This is a genomic window from Putridiphycobacter roseus (assembly GCF_003234935.1).
GTDB classification, from domain to species: domain Bacteria; phylum Bacteroidota; class Bacteroidia; order Flavobacteriales_D; family Crocinitomicaceae; genus Putridiphycobacter; species Putridiphycobacter roseus.
Genome location: NZ_QKSB01000016.1, coordinates 1 through 16,372, shown reverse-complemented (window position 1 = coordinate 16,372; position 16,372 = coordinate 1). Strand labels below are relative to the sequence as shown.

Genomic DNA, 16,372 nt, shown 5'->3' with positions numbered 1-16,372 from the left:
ATGAGCAAGAATTTTAAATTTTTATGGCCTTTATTGGTTGCTATTGTTTTTGGAGCCGGAATTTATATTGGTACTTTATTTATTACTAAGGATACCATTCAGGTGACGGAGAGTCAAACAGACTCTAAAATATCGACCATATTAAATATTATTGACCATAAATATGTGGATACTGTCGATTATCAAGACTTATTGGAAAGTTCTATTGATGGAATGATAAAAAAATTAGATCCACACAGTCAATATATACCACCAAAAGATTTAAGTCTTGTTAACGAACAATTAGATGGACAGTTTGGTGGAATTGGAATTCGCTTCTTAATTCATGATGATACTCTAGTAGTCACTCATGTTTTAACGCCTTCCCCTTCTCAAAGTGCGGGATTATTGCCAGGAGATAGAATAATAAGTGTGGATGATTCTGTTTTAGTAGATATGAAATTATCCAATCAAACGGTAATGACTTTATTAAAGGGTAAACCAAATACCAATGTTCTGTTAAGTGTTTATCGTGCAGGAAAAATTCTTCCTATAAAAATTGAGCGTGGCATTATAGCGGTTAACAGTATTGATGCTAATTTAATGTTAACAAAGGAGATCGGTTTTATAAAGTTGAGTAGCTTTACGAACCATGCTGGACGTGAGTTTGTGACTGCTGCGCGGGAATTGAAAGCACAAGGGATGACAAAGCTAATATTCGATTTAAGGAATAATGGTGGTGGCTTTTTAGATGCTGCAGAGGTAATTATTGATCAGTTTTTAGGCGCAGATAAATTAATTGTATATACCGAAGGACGCCGTACAGGTAGGGTGAATTATGTTTCGACAAAGCGTGGTATTTTACAGGATGTAGAATTAATTATTCTCGTTAATTCTTTGTCTGCTTCAGCCAGTGAAATTGTGGCAGGTGCAATTCAGGACAATGATCGGGGCCTTATTCTCGGTCGTCGTACTTTTGGAAAAGGATTGGTACAAGATCAACAAGAGTTTAGTGATGGAAGTGCTTTACGACTAACAATTTCTAGATATTATACGCCTACGGGAAGAAGTATTCAAAAACCATATGGTGAAGGAGTAGATTATGAGAATGATTATTATAATCGAATTAAATCTGGAGAATTGTTCGAGGCAGACAGTGTTAAGTTTAACGATTCCTTAAAGTATACCACCCCAAAAGGTAGGGTAGTGTATGGCGGAGGAGGTATCTTTCCAGATGTATTTGTACCTAATGACACCATGGGAGCAAGCTATTATTTGACTAGCTTGTATTATGGAAGTGCTTTTAACCAATGGGTATTTGGTTATCTAGATGGGAAAAGAGACAAATGGAATGACTTTGATGCTTTTAATAATGGCTTTATATTGAGTAACGTTTTGTTTGATGATTTTATAGATTATGCGGCGTCGCATTTAAAAATTGAGAAAAGACCACAAGACATTCTACATTCCAAAAGTATCATACGAAATAGATTGAAAGCTGAGATTGCCCGGCATTTATTTGAAGAAAATGGCTATTACCAAATATATCTTGAAGATGATCTTGACGTACAAACCGCTATTGAAAGCTTTAGTAAGAAAGATTTAATTGGTTATTTGAAGTGAAAAGCCACCATCCCAACTTGTGAAATAAGGTCTTAAACCCCATTCTGCTGGTCCTTGTGTTACTGTGCCATCCACAATGCTATATTGTGAGTCGGAACAAGGGTCGTTGATGATAAAATAATTTTCTTCATCTACTACGCCAATGGCACAAGTAGAGTCCGGTGTATAAGTAGTATGCCTGTCTAATGCGACAAAAGTATTAAAGTTTCTGTAGACAATAATACCTCTTGAACCTCCATTCACATAAGCCCACCCTCCAGGGTTATTTAAATTTTGATACGCAGGTAAATTTAAATTGATATAAAGATTTACTGGGACTTCCGGTATAGGGTTTACCCCTTTTTTATCACAGCTAGAAAGGATGAGTATGAAAAATAAGGCAAAAAATGCTAATCTGTTGTATATTTGTTTTATGCGTAATTTCATCCGTGTTTTTTTTACAAAATTAACGATTATAATCGGATTATTATTGTGTGTGTCTGTGCCTGTTTTTGGTCAAAATAAAAGTGAAAATGCGCCTAAAGAAAAACGAAAAAAGGTAAAAGTAAAAAGTGAAAAGAGACTGAAAAAGGATAAGAAAAAGGCGATTAAAAAATACCATAAAATGCAAGACAAACCAACAAGGAAGCGGATGAAGAAGGCTTCCAAGAGTTCTATTAGAAGACAAAAAGGTAAAAGGATGGTGCGTCGTAGACTTGTATAAAATTGAAATAAGCTGTAAAATAAATCATTGTAAAAAACAAATTCTACCTGTATTTTTGCTAGAGGAATTAAAAGTTAAATTTTTGTTAAAAATAATTTGGCGGTTCAAGTTTAAAATATCTATATTTACCGCTCTAATGTGTTTTACGAGAATTTAACAAATACACACACCTATGTTTACAAAATTAAAATTTTTAGTCTTAACACTCTTATTGTCAGCCAGTCTTGGGTTTTCCCAGACAGGTGTAGGTACAATAAAAGGGTCAGTAGTTGATAAAGAAACAGGAGAAGAATTACCTTTCGTAAAAGTTGTAATTTTTCAGAATGGAACTCAAAAAGGGTTCGCCTCTACAGGGTTAGACGGTAAGTTTATTATCGCTTCACTGTCTCCGGGAGAATATGATGTTGAGCTAAGATTTGTTGGCTATCAGTCTAAACGTGAAGAAGGCGTTGTGGTAAATAGTGATAAATTAGTGATAAGAAATTATGAACTTTCTGTTTCTAGTGAGCTTTTAAATGAAGTAGAAGTCGTATTTTATCAGGTGCCTTTGATTGATAAAGATGGTGGCGCTTCGGGTGCGACGGTAACTAGAGATGATATTTCGAAAATGTCTGCACGTTCTGCAACTGGGGTTGCGCAAACGGTAGGTGGTGTTTATTCACAAGAAGGTTCTGGAGAAAGTTTAAATATTCGTGGAACAAGAAGTGGAGATAGTTACTATTATATAGATGGTATTAAAGTAAGGGGTTCTTCAAGTTTACCTAAATCTGCAATTCAAGAGGTGTCTGTAATTACAGGTGGTGTTCCAGCAAATTACGGTGATTTAACCGGTGGTATTGTTTCTATTACAACAAGAGGTCCGTCAGCAAAGTATTTTGGTTCTGGAGAATTAGTATCTTCTGGGTTTTATTTGAATGGAGATGATCCATTAGGATATGATGGAAAAGTATTTGGATTAGATAAGTATGCTTATAATTTAGCGGAGGGAATGATTTCAGGACCTTTGTTATTGAAAAAAGATTCTTTAGGAAATAAAACTGATATTCCTATTTTAGGATTCTTTTTGTCTGCAAATGCAACAGATCAGTTAGATAGTAGACCATTACATAACGGTGGTGCTTATAGAATCAAAAAAGATGTAAGAGATGATCTTTTAGATTATGAAAATGGTTCTGGTCCGTTAAGACCAAATAGTGAAGGAACCGGTACGTATAATAATACTAGTTTTTTAAATGAAGATGATTTTGAGCAAGTAGATTGGAGAATGAATGCACGTTCTAGAAACTATTCTGGTGCTGGTAAATTAGATGTAAATGTGGGGCCTTCTATGAATTTAACTTTTGGTGGGTCTATGAATTACGGAAATAGCTCATTATACTCTAGAAATAATTCATTGTTGAATTTTGAGAATTTTGGCGAAAATATAAGTTATGATTGGAGAGTGTACGGAAAATTCACACAAAGATTTAATAACAATGTTGAAGGGTCTACTTCAAAAATAAAATCAGCTTATTATTCATTAATGGTAGATTATTCTCAATCTCACTCCAAAAGTCAAGATGCTACTCACGAAGATAGAATATTCAACTATGGTTATGTAGGGAAGTTTAAAACGATTACGGTAAATTCTTATGAATATACTTCTGGTGGAGATAGTTTAGTGCATAATGGCTTCCAGGATGTAAATGTAGAGTTTACGCCATCTGACCAAAATGAAGCTTTGGCGGCGATTACTTCTCAATATTATCAAATTTATGATGGACAAACTACTGGTCATTTTGAAAATTTAAATCAAATTAGATCTGGTGGTGCATTGGTAAATGGGGAAGTGCCAGACAATGTTTACGGTTTATGGGATAATATTGGTTCTCCATATAATTTTTATGGCTATACTCAAAACGATCAATTAAGAATTACAGGGTCAGGAACAATTAATTTAAGTGACCATGCCATATCATTAGGTTTTGAATATGAGCAAAGATGGGATAGAAGTTTTACTTCAAATACTACTAATGGAGGTCCGATTGGTTTATGGACAGTGTCTAGACTTTATTTAAATTCACATATTAAAGAGATTGATAGAAATAACATTGTATCTAATTATTATGAAGGTACAGTGCCAAAAATAACTTACAGTAGATTAAATGCTTCTCCAGGTGAATACTCAGGACAAGCAAATAGTGACCAACAATACTTTTTTGATTATTCTGTTAGAAAAGCACTTGGTGAGCAAAACGGTTTAGAAGGATCGGATTTAGAAGCATATATTGATGGAACGGATTTTATTAATATTGATGAATTAGATCCTAACTTCTTTAATCTTGCTATGTTTTCACCAGATGATTTATTAAATTCAGGTAGTCAGATATTTAGCTGGAGAGGTTATGACCATACTGGAGAAAAAGTAAAAGGAGCTACAGATATTAATGATTATTTTCAAGATACAGATGAGTTTGGTAACTACATAAGAAAAGTAGGTGCATTTCAACCTATTTATATTTCAGGTTATATCATGGACAAGTTTGCTTTTGATGACATCATCTTTAATGTGGGTTTAAGAGCGGATATATTTGATGCAAATCAACCAGTTTTAAAAGATCCTTATTTGTTCTATGGTGCTAAAACGGTAAAAGAAGTAAGCACGGTTAATGGAAACGCTGTAGAACATCCAAGTAATATTGGTGAAGATTTTGTAGTCTATGTAGATGACAATGAAAACCTAACTAAAATAAACGGTTATAGAAACGGAGATACTTGGTATGATGCGACAGGGAAAGAAACAGAGTCTGTATTGATTGAAGGATCAAAAGGTATTGCACCTTATTTAAATGATCCAGAAGCTACTTCTCCAATTCCAGATGATTTTGAAGATTATAAAGCGCAAATTAATTTAATGCCAAGAATAGCATTTTCCTTTCCAATTTCAGATGAAGCTTCTTTTTTCGCACATTATGATATCTTGACGAAGAGACCAACAACAGGTAATATTTTCGACCCAACGAATTATCAATTTATTCAAAGTACTGTAATTTCAAATCCAAATTTATTACCTGAAAAAACAATTGATTATGAAATTGGGTTTCAACAAGTATTAACTAAAACATCTTCTATTAAAATATCAGCCTTTTACAAAGAAGAGAGAGATAAAGTACAGCAGATTGGTGTGATAAATGCTTATCCAGCTACTTATAGAACTTATGGGAATAGAGATTTTGGTACCATTAAAGGAACAACAGTTTCTTACGATTTAAGAAGAACAGGGAATATTAGAATGACGGCTTCTTATACCTTACAATTTGCAAGCGGAACTGGTTCAGATGCGAATTCAGCTTCTAGTTTAATCTTAGCTGGTGAGCCTAACTTAAGAACTATTTTACCATATAACAACGATCAACGTCATGCCTTTACTTTTGTAGTGGATTACCGTTATGGTGGCGGAAAAAATTATACTGGTCCAAAAATTAATAACTTTGGTGTTTTCGAAAATACTGGTTTGAATTTAACTGCTAATGTAGGTTCTGGAACACCATATTCTCGTCAACAAACCATTACAGCGGCTTCTGGAATAAACCCAACTACATCTGGTTTAGAAGGAACAGTAAATGGTTCTAGATTAGATTGGATTTATAGAGTGGATGCACAGTTAGATCGTAACTTTGAACTTACTTTTGGTAAAAATGATGAAAGTAAAAAACCTAAAGTAGCTTATTTGAATGCTTATTTAAGAGTATCAAATCTATTTAATATTGTAAATGTCTATACCGTTTATCGTTCAACTGGTAACGCAAATGATGATGGATTTTTATTGTCTTCTTTAGGCGAAAGTGTTACGAATTCGTCGCTGGATGCTAGCTCATATTATGATTACTATTCGCTAGTAACTAATAACCCTTTTAACTTAGGGTTACCAAGAACCATTCGTTTGGGTGTAAAATTTGATTTTTAAATTATTGTAAAGAAATAATGAACATGAAAAAAATAGGAATAAACTTAATTATTATTATTGCAGGACTGGCAAGTTTTTCATTTGTCGGCCCAAATGCGAAAAATAATACGGGAGGATTGGATGGAAGAGCGGCAGGATGTACCTTTTCTGATGGATTTATCTTTATGGAATTCAATAATGTGAAAGCAAGAATTGAAACAGGAGGGATTTTATGGACGGAAAGAGCCATTTCAAGAGCAGCTTATGAGGTGCCAAAAACAGATGATTTTAAAGGACCAAAAGTGATTTATTCTGGTGCATTATGGATGGGTGGAACCGATAATAATGGACAGTTAAGATTGGCTGCACAAAAGTTCGTACAAGATGGTCCTGATTTTTGGGCTGGTCCTTTGTCTACTTTTGGTGGTAATCCAGGTAATTATGATCCAAGTTTACCACAAGATGCTAGCTTAAATATTGTTAGAGCAAATGGTGATGCAGAAATTATTCCGGAAGAATGTGCGAAATATGATCAGTTTTTTACCATTGATAAAGGTACAGTTTTAAGATTCTCTCAGTGGTGGTTATGTCAACAAGGATTATTGCCAGCAGATGAATGTGAAAGTGTAACTGAATTATCTGCTGATACCATGCTTAAAATTTTAAATTGGCCAGCACATGGAGATGTTTCTTTGGGACAAGATTATTATTTAGCACCTTTTTATGATAACCCTAATGGACCAGAAGGTTTAAATGGGAGATATGATCCAATTATTGATGGGGATTATCCTTGGTACGACCTTAATGATGATGTGGATTGTAGAGACGATAGAAGGGTAACACTTTTTGGTGATGAAACGAATTGGTGGGTATTTAATGACAAGGGGAATATTCATCAAGCTTCTCAAGGAGAGCCTATTGGTATGGAGATTAGAGCACAAGCATTTTCTTTTGCTACGAATGATGAAATTAATGACATGACATTTTATAATTATGAAATGATCAATAGAGGAACGCAAACATTAAAAAATGCTTATTTTGCACAGTATGTTGATCCAGATATTGGAGGTAATTTAGATGATTATGTTGGATGTGATGTTGGAAGAGGATTAGGTTTCTGTTTTAATGGAGATGGAAATGATGATGCAGGTTCTAGTCCTTATAAATGGGGTGCAAATCCACCGGCAATAGGGATTGACTTTTTTGAAGGTCCTTATCAAGATGCTGATGCAGGTATTGTAAATTTCCCTGGTTTACCTTCTGGTGATAATCCATTAACGGAAAGTACACCAGCAGGATCTCAATTGGCTTATGAATATAAAGGTATTCCTTACGAAGGTTTAGGTATAGGCTATGGAGATAGTATTCCGGATAATGAACGTATGGGAATGAGAAGATTCTTTTACTATAACAACGTGGCAGGTGGTATATTGGGTGATCCAGATACAGCACCTGAATTTTATGGCTTTATGGATGGTTTTTGGGGCGCTTCAGGTAACCCACAAACTTTTGGGGATAATGGTTTAACTGGTTCTGTGCCTTCTAACTTTATGTTTCCTGGTGATTCAGATCCTGCAGGATGGGCTACAGCCGCTGCTGGGCAAGCTCCAGATGTTTCTGCTGGTGTGGAATGGTCTGAGATTTCTGCTGGTAATGCCACGGGTGATAGAAGATTTGCACAAGTTGCTGGTCCCTTTACTTTAAAGCCTGGTGCATTGAATAACTTAACTGTAGGTGTAGTTTATGGAAGAAGTTTTGATGGTGATTTATTAGCTTCTGTTAACGCCATGAAAACTGCCGATTCAAAAGCACAAAGTTTATTTGATGCTTGTTTTGAAATTTTGGAGCCACCATTGGCACCAAAAATGAGTATTCAAGAAATGGAAAATGAATTAATTATTCTATTAGATGGTTCTCAAACAGGGACTGAAGACTATGAAGAAATTGATGAAATTAATATTCCGATTAGAGACGAAGATGGTAATTTAAACGATCGATCATATAGATTCCAAGGATACCAAGTTTTTCAAATGATTAATGCGGATGCTTCTGTATCGGATATCACTGAAATTGAGATGGCGAGATTAGTTGCACAATGTGATATTGTGGATGGTGTTTCTAAATTAGTGAATTATGAATTTAATGAAGAAGATGGAATTTCTGTACCAAAAGTGAAGGTTGATGGAGATGATAAAGGTTTACAACATTCTTTTAGAATTACGGAAGATTTATTTGCAACTGGTGATAGAACATTAATAAACCATAAGAAATATTATTATATCGCAGTTTCTTACGCACATAATGAGTTTTTAAAATATGATCCAAATACTGCAGATGGAATCCCAGGACAAAAAACGCCTTATTTGGTTTCAAGAAGGTCTGCATCTTTTGGTCAAATTGAAAGTGTTACTGCAATACCGCATAATCCAAGTGTAGAAGCAGATGGTACTGTTTATGGTACTTATTATGGTTGGACACCAAAAATTAAACAAATTGAAGGTGAAGGAAATGGTGGAAATGAATTGGAATTATCAGCAAGTTCTTTACAAGAAATTTTAGAGAATAATGAAATAGATGTGGTGGAGTACGCTAATGGTGGTGGACCAGTAGATGTTAAAGTTATTGATCCATTAAACTTACAGTCTGGTGATTATATTTTAGAATTAGATAAAAATGCTGGAATTTCTAGAGGCGCTGTTAAATCCGATACTTATTGGAGATTGATTAGAACTAATGGTGGTACTGTGGATACAGTATTATCGGATTATACAATTGGTACAGCAAATGAACAAATTATTCCTGAATGGGGTATCTCTGTAAGTATGCAACAATATGAATATGGTGGTGAATTAAACTCTACAACATGGACAACTTCTCCAATTTCTAGTAGCATTAAATTTGCAGATTCTTCTAAGATTTGGTTATCTGGTGTAATGGATTCTGATATTAACTTCACTACCAACTGGATTCGAGCAGGGTCAAGTGTTGCTCCTGCAGATGATGATGAGTCATGTAGTCCTACGCTTTGGGTGAATAATCCTTGTTATTACTATGATAGAGCACCTATTACTGATGCTTCTCAATCATGGGAAGGCGTGTTAGATGGTATCATGACTTCATTTAAATATGTAGGATACGAAGTATATGGAATGCCTATGGGGAATCCTGGTGATAATCCTACTACAGAAGCTAACGAAGGATATTTTAAATTATCTACGACGCAATTTAGTACTTTTAATATTGCTCAAATGCATGATGTAGATGTTATAATTACAAGTGATCAATCGTTGTGGACTAAATGTCCAGTAATTGAAATGAATGATAATGAAAATCAAACGGTTGGTGGTTCTGATGTATTAGAATTAAGAGGTCAGGCTTCCATTAATAAAGATGGTTCTCCTGTAACAGATGGAGATCAGGGAATGGGTTGGTTTCCAGGATATGCAATTAACGTGAGTACAGGTAAAAGATTAAATATGCTTTATGGTGAAAACTCTTGGTTGGGTGGCGATAATGGTAACGATATGATTTGGAATCCTTCTCATAGATATGTCACTTCAACAGGTGAACCTTTAATGGGGGGTATGCATTATGTTTATATCTTAGATGCTGTAGGGGATATGCCAGTTTATGATGAAGGTAAATATGCGCAAACTAATTTAGCTAAAAAGACCAAAGCTGGACATGAAGCTGTATTTGATTATTGTACTTGGATTGCTGAGCCAATGGGAATTGAATTCCGTGAGAATTTAGAAACGGATGTTACTATTAAAGCTAGAGTAAGTAAACCTTACACCGAAAGAGATGAAACTAAAGGTGCCAATAAAGGGATGCCAAAGTATGGTTTTTCTATTACGGAGTCGGATAGAGTTCAAACTGGTGTGACAAGTGAATTAGAAAGTTTATTAGACATTATTAATGTGGTTCCTAACCCTTACTATGCATACAGTGAATATGAAGATGGTAGACTAGATAATCAGATTAAAATCACAAATTTACCAGAAGTTTGTAACGTGAAAATATTTAATATGCAAGGTTCTTTAATTAGACAGTATACTAAAGATGATCCACTGACTTCTTTAAATTGGGATTTAACCAATACCGTTGGGGTGCCAATTGCAAGTGGTGTTTATATTATTCATATTGAGGTTCCAGGTGTTGGTGAGAAAATATTAAAATGGTTTGGAACTATGAGAAAAGTTGATTTGGACAATATTTAATCTGTGGTTATTAAAGGAAAAAATTATGAAGATTAACAAAATAATAAATAACTCAATTGCTATAGCGGGATTGATGTTGATAAGTACTAGTGCCATTGCAGGTAATGGGGATAGAATTGGATCCGCTGGTGCTACAGAATTATTAATCAATCCTTGGGCTAGGGGTATAAGTATCGGAAGTTCTGGAGTGGCTAGTGATATTGGCTTATCCTCTACTTATACTAATATAGCAGGTTTGGCTTTTACGCCAAAAACCGAAATCATGTTCGATAGAACTAACTGGTTAGCGGGAGCAAATATTAATGTAAATACTGCTGGTCTTGCACAAAGAATAAGTGAAACAACTGTTTTCTCAGTGGCTATCACTTCTTTATCTTATGGTGAAATTGATATTACTACAGTAAATCAACCGGAAGGTGGAATAGGTACTTTTAAACCTAGAGCAAATAGTTTTAATGTTGGTTTAGCACATGAGTTTTCTCAGTCTATCTATGCCGGTTTTAATTTAAAAGTAATTTCTGAATCTATTGCAAATATTAAAGGTAATGGGGTAGGATTTGATTTTGGTATTCGATATGTAACGGGTGAACAGGATAATATTAGATTTGGTATTGCATTGAAAAATGTTGGACCTACTATGGCTTATTCAGGAGATGGTTTAGCTAGCTTAATTCAATATTCTGAGACTGGTGAGTTAGCTTCTTTAGAGCAAAGAGCTGATGCATTTGAATTACCTTCTTTGTTGAATGTTGGTGCAGCTTATGATTTTAATTTTACTGAAACTGATAAGTTAACTTTATCAGGATCTTTTTCAGCAAATTCTTTTTCTTATGATCAATTAAGAATAGGTGCCGATTACGGTAAGGAAATTGGAAATGCTGCTTTTCATTTAATGGCTGGTTTCGTATACGAAAAAGGGATTTTTGGTAAAACTTATGTTGTAGATGGAAGAGCTACTGCATTGAGTGGACTTACTGCTGGTTTATCCGTAGATGCCATTGTTGGAGAAAGTAGAAATAATTTAGGGATTCAATATGCTTATCAAGCTGTTAATCTATTTAGTGGAATTCATACAATTGGATTGGCGATTTCTTTAAACTAAAAAATATATTATCTTTGTAATTCAAGAGAGCCCAAAGGGCTCTCTTGTTACGTTTATAAAACAATTTATTATGAGTGACATTAGTTACTATACACCAGAAGGTCTAAAAAAATTAAAGGATGAGTTAAAGCAGTTAGAAACTGTAGACAGACCATTCATTACGCAGCAAATTGCAGATGCAAGAGATAAAGGGGATTTATCTGAAAATGCCGAGTATCATGCTGCTAAAGAAGAGCAAGGGCACTTAGAGACCAGGATTGCAAAATTGAAAAATATTGTTTCAAATGCACGTTTAATTGATGATTCAAAAGTAGATAATTCTAAAGTTTATATTTTATCGAAAGTTACTATTGAGAATGTTAAAAATAAAGCGCAAATGGAATATACTTTGGTAGCTGAAAATGAAGCCGATTTGAAAGAAAAGAAAATATCTATTGACTCTCCTTACGGTAAAGGTCTGCTGGGGAAAAAAATTGGTGATATTGCAGAGATTACTACGCCAAATGGTATTTTGAATTTTAAAGTGATTAATATTTCAAGATAATGGCAAGTATCTTTACAAAAATAATCAATCGTGAGATTCCAGCACATATCGTTGCTGAAAATGATCAGTTTTTAGCTTTTCTCGATATTTCGCCTTTACAAAAAGGGCATGTATTGGTCATACCGAAATTTGAGGAAGATTATATTTTTGATCTTGAGGATGAACTATTGTCTCAAATGATGCTATTTGCAAAATCTGTAGCAAAAAAGATAAAAAATGCTTTTCCAGCTGCAAATAGAATCGGTGTTGCAGTCATAGGTTTGGAAGTGCCACATGCACATATTCATTTGATTCCCATCAATAAAATGAATGACATGAATTTTGCAAACGCGAAACTTTCTCTAAATGAAGAAGAATTAAAAGAAATAGCTGCAAAAATAGCAAGCAATTAATAAAAAAATTATAAATTTGCACTTCCTTAAAAAAGTACTACCAACTTTATAAAAGGAAGTGGCGGTCCCGATAGTTTTCGTGATGGTATACGCCACAAAATAAGAAATGCCCGAGTGGCGGTCCCGATAGCTATCGGGATGGTAGACGCCACAAAATAAGAAATGCCCGAGTGGCGGTCCCGATAGCTATCGGGATGGTATACGCCACAAAATAAGAAATGCCCGAGTGGCGGTCCCGATAGCTATCGGGATGGTATACGCCACAAAATAAGAAATGCCCGAGTGGCGGTCCCGATAGCTATCGGGATGGTAGACGCCACAAAATAAGAAATGCCCGAGTGGCGGTCCCGATAGCTATCGGGATGGTAGACGCCACAAAATAAGAAATGCCCGAGTGGCGGAATTGGTAGACGCGCACGACTCAAACTCGTGTTCCAAAAGAGTGCCGGTTCGAGCCCGGCCTCGGGTACAAAAAAGCCCCGACAATAATTGTCGGGGCTTTTTTTTATGGCTTATTGTCAAGGTATTTAGTACTTTAATCTTTTGTATATTTCGTTAAACATGATGACATTTAGGATAAAACGGTAGTTGTTTTAAATCAGCAATTAAAGTTTGTTTGGATTTTGAGCAAACCTTGTTGTGGTTATTAATAAATATAAATGATCATTAAAAAACTACTAAATATTATTGTATTAATTATTCATTTTAATTTATCAAGTATAAAAAATTACCTAAACAGTTCAATTGTTTAAGTTATTTTTCTTCAAAGTGCTAATATTTCATTTTTATCATTCCAATACCAGCTTTTCTGTTTTCAATATTTCCAAATCATTAGCTATTTTAAGCACATAAATACCTTTTGAGAATGAGCTAACATCAAGCATGTAAGTAGTGTAATTGCTCGTGATTGCCCATTGTTTTACTATTTGCCCATTAACATTATATAAATATGCTATTACATTTTCATGAGCTATTTGAGATGCATAATAAATATATAATTCATCATTGGCAGGGTTAGGGAAAATTTTCAAACCAATTTCAGATTTTGGTTTCACTGGCGGCTTTCCTGCTGTATCAAATTCCTCGCATCCGGGCACCAAACAGCCGTGCTTATCTGTTTTTACTAACCAACCTAATTGCCCAATGGGTTCGGGGTTGCTAGCTTCAAAATTTTGTGATTGCCCTACCATGACGAAACCACTATCTGGGGTTATATCCACATCATATAAAATGTGGGTTGGGAAATTGTTTTCGTTATCCAAAAACTCAACTTTACGATATTTCCTACTCCAGAGAATCGCCCCACTTAAATTAAATTTTAGTAACCATCCGCCAGTGTGGTAACCGTGAAGATTAATATCAGTAGTATCTAACGACCTGCCTACAACAACAAACGTGGAGTCAGTTAATTCTAGAATATTCTCAAAGTTCATTAAATTTTGTGATGTTTCAATCCCCTGCTCAATTCTCCATTCCTCCATTAAATTTGCATTCAATTTGACAATACGAGCTCTATAGTCACGAGCATTACCATTCTGTACAAAAGTGCCATTCTGCCCCCCGTAAATGTAGCCTCCATCCATAGTTTGGGAAAGGCCATTGCAACCATATGCTAATTGGTCGGCGGGGTAAACTTTTGTTTGAATGATATTACCCAAAGTGTCAACAATTAATATTTTTGTATTGTCTCGCCAATCGGCATTTGCTGCTGGAGTATGCGTTTGAGTACCCCCAATCATTAGTCTATCAGGGGCTATTTTAATAAGGCTAGCGGCATTAAAAATTCTAAAATTACCCGAAATGCCATAATACGTTTGGTGCCACAATAACTCTCCTGATTTGCTTATTTTAAACAGTGCTGTACCACCTACTAAATCTGAATATCGAGAAACATTAACTGTTCCATAATAAGCACTGTCAATAGGGTCTTGCAAAAAACCACCAGGTTGTAAAACCCAATCATCAAGATTTTGGTTATATAAGTCTAAATACGTTTTGAATATTAGCGTATCTCCATTCGTGTTTAGTTTAATAAAGCCAAAATGAAAATCACTTGCTAATGGTGCAACAGTGAACGTTTGAGCAAAATTACCATCCAAAGTTTTAATTAAATTTGGGCTCTCCCATAGAATATAATTTGCTGAATCATTTTTATAGTAGGTTGTATCGGCTATTGATCCATCTAAATTAAACTTAATAAAAACCCCTTCTTGAAGGTACGGAGGAATTAGATCTTTACTTTTTCCTATTACATAATAACATGATTCAGTTGCAAAAACACTAGAAAATATGGTTGCTCCAGCTGTGCCGACATCCAAACGGATATTAAGTACAGGTTGGGCCTTGCATAAAAACGCAAAAAGAAATATAAAGTAAAATAGACTGATTAACCTCATGATGGAATGCACATTAGTTTCAAATTTAAGGAAAAAAAGATTAGGAAAATCTTTTTGGAGTGTCAGGTGAAGTTGTTGCTATGTTACTTGTAAGTGTTCTCGATACATCCCGACGAAACTGTCGGGACACTCGAAGGGACAATGCAAAACAAATTGTCAGTTCGAGTGGTTTTTGAAATGGATGGTGAAACCAAACCGTTTAAAAAATTTCATGGAGAACTATTCCAATACCAGCTTTTCTGTTTTCAATACTGAATTACCATCAGAAACCTGCAAAACATATAGCCCTTTGGCAAATTTGCTAACATCTATCATGTAGGTAGTATTGTTTGTGTTTACAGAAAACTGCATGACTTGTTGCCCTTGTGAATTGAAGAGCGTTGCTTGTGTTGACTGGAGATGGTTTGCATTAGCATAATACACATACAACTCATTACTTGCTGGGTTGGGGTATAATTTTAAACCTATTTGAGGTAAACCCGTTTCCGCAACACTTAAATCATCAAACTGCTCACAGCCTGGTACCAAACAGCCGTGCTTATCTGTTTTTAACAACCAACCTAACTGACCAATAGGTTCTGGGTTACTAGCTTCAAAATTTTGAGATTGACCAACCATGACGAAACCACTATCTGGTGTGATAGCAACGTCGTATAAGACATGGCGAGGAAAATTGTTTGTATTATTATCTGGTAATACTTTTTGGTAAAATCTTTGCCAAAGAATGTCTCCATAAATACTAAATTTAATTAGCCAACCAGTACCAGGTACACCATTCTGCGCAGTGAAATTTGTGTCCATAGATCTACCAACACCCAGAAAAGTGGTTTCATTTAAACTTAATATATTTTCACAGTTTATTAGACTTTGTGATGTTTCAATGCCTTCCATAATTCGCCATTCCTCATCTAAATTGGTATCTAGTTTTAAAATTCTAGCCCTAAATCTTTTTGCATTTCCATTCTGAACAAAAGTACCATTCTGCCCCCCATAAATATAGCCGCCGTCAATGGTTTGGGAAAGACCATTGCAACCATATGCTAATTGGTCGGTGGGGTAAACTTTTGTTTGAATGATATTACCCAAAGTGTCAACAATTAAAATTTTTGTATTATCTCGCCAATCGGCATTTGCTGCTGGCGTGTGGGTTTGTGTGCCGCCTATGATTAACCTATCTGGTGCAATTTTAATAAGGCTAGCGGCATTAAAAATTCTAAAATTACCCGAAATGCCATAATACGTTTGGTGCCACAATAATTCTCCTGTTTTACTGAGTTTAAACAGTGCTGTACCTCCAACAAGGTCCGAATAACGATATACATTAACTGTTCCATAAAATGCACTGTCGATAGGATCCTGCAAAAAACCACCAGGCTGAACAACCCTGTCATCATTATTTTGCTGGTATAAGTCTAAATATGTTCTAAAAATTAAGGTGTCGCCATTTGGTTTTAGTTTAATAAAACCAAAATATTTGTGACTACCAAT

10 protein-coding genes and 1 tRNA gene are annotated in these 16,372 nt (G+C 35.0%); 8 read left to right on the top strand and 3 right to left on the bottom strand.

Annotated elements, in window-relative coordinates; translation table 11 throughout:
* Entirely contained in the window at positions 1-1,602 is a 1,602-nt protein-coding gene (locus DNU06_RS16100; RefSeq protein ID WP_111064531.1) for a S41 family peptidase, read from the top strand.
* On the opposite strand, the gene DNU06_RS16095 is transcribed toward DNU06_RS16100, so the two are convergent.
* Positions 1,582-2,028 carry a hypothetical protein gene (locus tag DNU06_RS16095; RefSeq protein WP_111064530.1) on the bottom strand — a complete coding sequence of 149 codons (447 nt, stop codon included), beginning with the start codon at positions 2,026-2,028 and terminating at the stop codon, positions 1,582-1,584. The genes DNU06_RS16100 and DNU06_RS16095 overlap by 21 nt on opposite strands.
* Between DNU06_RS16095 and DNU06_RS16090 the strand changes: the two genes are divergently transcribed.
* The 7 genes from DNU06_RS16090 (at position 2,015) to DNU06_RS16060 (ending at position 12,957) form a co-directional block, all read left to right on the top strand.
* Positions 2,015-2,305: a hypothetical protein gene (locus DNU06_RS16090; RefSeq protein WP_111064529.1), complete on the top strand. Its 291-nt coding sequence runs from the start codon at positions 2,015-2,017 to the stop codon at positions 2,303-2,305. The two genes, DNU06_RS16095 and DNU06_RS16090, sit on opposite strands and share 14 nt — an antisense overlap.
* Before the next feature lie 172 nt (positions 2,306-2,477).
* Positions 2,478-6,251 (top strand): TonB-dependent receptor, encoded by a 3,774-nt coding sequence (locus tag DNU06_RS16085; protein ID WP_111064528.1) that lies wholly within the window; start codon positions 2,478-2,480, stop codon positions 6,249-6,251.
* A 23-nt stretch (positions 6,252-6,274) separates the two neighbouring features.
* Positions 6,275-10,450 carry a T9SS type A sorting domain-containing protein gene (locus DNU06_RS16080; RefSeq protein ID WP_146239287.1) on the top strand — a complete coding sequence of 1,392 codons (4,176 nt, stop codon included), beginning with the start codon at positions 6,275-6,277 and terminating at the stop codon, positions 10,448-10,450.
* A gap of 25 nt (positions 10,451-10,475) precedes the next feature.
* A complete protein-coding gene (locus DNU06_RS16075; RefSeq protein ID WP_146239286.1) occupies positions 10,476-11,552 on the top strand; it encodes a PorV/PorQ family protein in 1,077 nt (358 codons plus the stop codon).
* A 70-nt stretch (positions 11,553-11,622) separates the two neighbouring features.
* The gene (greA, locus tag DNU06_RS16070) at positions 11,623-12,096 is read left to right on the top strand and encodes a transcription elongation factor GreA (protein WP_111064525.1); all 474 of its coding nucleotides are present in this window, start codon (positions 11,623-11,625) and stop codon (positions 12,094-12,096) included.
* The gene (locus DNU06_RS16065; protein WP_111064524.1) at positions 12,096-12,488 is read left to right on the top strand and encodes an HIT family protein; all 393 of its coding nucleotides are present in this window, start codon (positions 12,096-12,098) and stop codon (positions 12,486-12,488) included. The genes greA and DNU06_RS16065 overlap by 1 nt, the downstream gene beginning before the upstream one ends.
* A gap of 388 nt (positions 12,489-12,876) precedes the next feature.
* Positions 12,877-12,957 (top strand) — tRNA-Leu (locus tag DNU06_RS16060).
* 319 nt (positions 12,958-13,276) lie between these two features.
* Here DNU06_RS16060 and DNU06_RS16055 read toward each other — a convergent pair.
* Both DNU06_RS16055 and DNU06_RS16050 read right to left on the bottom strand, forming a co-directional pair.
* A complete protein-coding gene (locus DNU06_RS16055; RefSeq protein ID WP_111064523.1) occupies positions 13,277-14,884 on the bottom strand; it encodes a T9SS type A sorting domain-containing protein in 1,608 nt (535 codons plus the stop codon).
* 219 nt (positions 14,885-15,103) lie between these two features.
* Positions 15,104-16,372 (bottom strand): T9SS type A sorting domain-containing protein (locus DNU06_RS16050; protein WP_146239285.1); only part of this gene is annotated, 1,269 nt, incomplete at its 5' end.

Bases quoted from the DNA above. Each gene is read 5' to 3' on its own strand.
- DNU06_RS16100 (WP_111064531.1), top strand. From the start codon at position 1: ATGAGCAAGAATTTTAAATTTTTATGGCCTTTATTGGTTGCTATTGTT.
- DNU06_RS16090 (WP_111064529.1), top strand. From the start codon at position 2,015: ATGCGTAATTTCATCCGTGTTTTTTTTACAAAATTAACGATTATAATC.
- DNU06_RS16095 (WP_111064530.1), bottom strand. From the start codon at position 2,028: ATGAAATTACGCATAAAACAAATATACAACAGATTAGCATTTTTTGCC.
- DNU06_RS16085 (WP_111064528.1), top strand. From the start codon at position 2,478: ATGTTTACAAAATTAAAATTTTTAGTCTTAACACTCTTATTGTCAGCC.
- DNU06_RS16080 (WP_146239287.1), top strand. From the start codon at position 6,275: ATGAAAAAAATAGGAATAAACTTAATTATTATTATTGCAGGACTGGCA.
- DNU06_RS16075 (WP_146239286.1), top strand. From the start codon at position 10,476: ATGAAGATTAACAAAATAATAAATAACTCAATTGCTATAGCGGGATTG.
- greA (WP_111064525.1), top strand. From the start codon at position 11,623: ATGAGTGACATTAGTTACTATACACCAGAAGGTCTAAAAAAATTAAAG.
- DNU06_RS16065 (WP_111064524.1), top strand. From the start codon at position 12,096: ATGGCAAGTATCTTTACAAAAATAATCAATCGTGAGATTCCAGCACAT.
- DNU06_RS16055 (WP_111064523.1), bottom strand. From the start codon at position 14,884: ATGAGGTTAATCAGTCTATTTTACTTTATATTTCTTTTTGCGTTTTTA.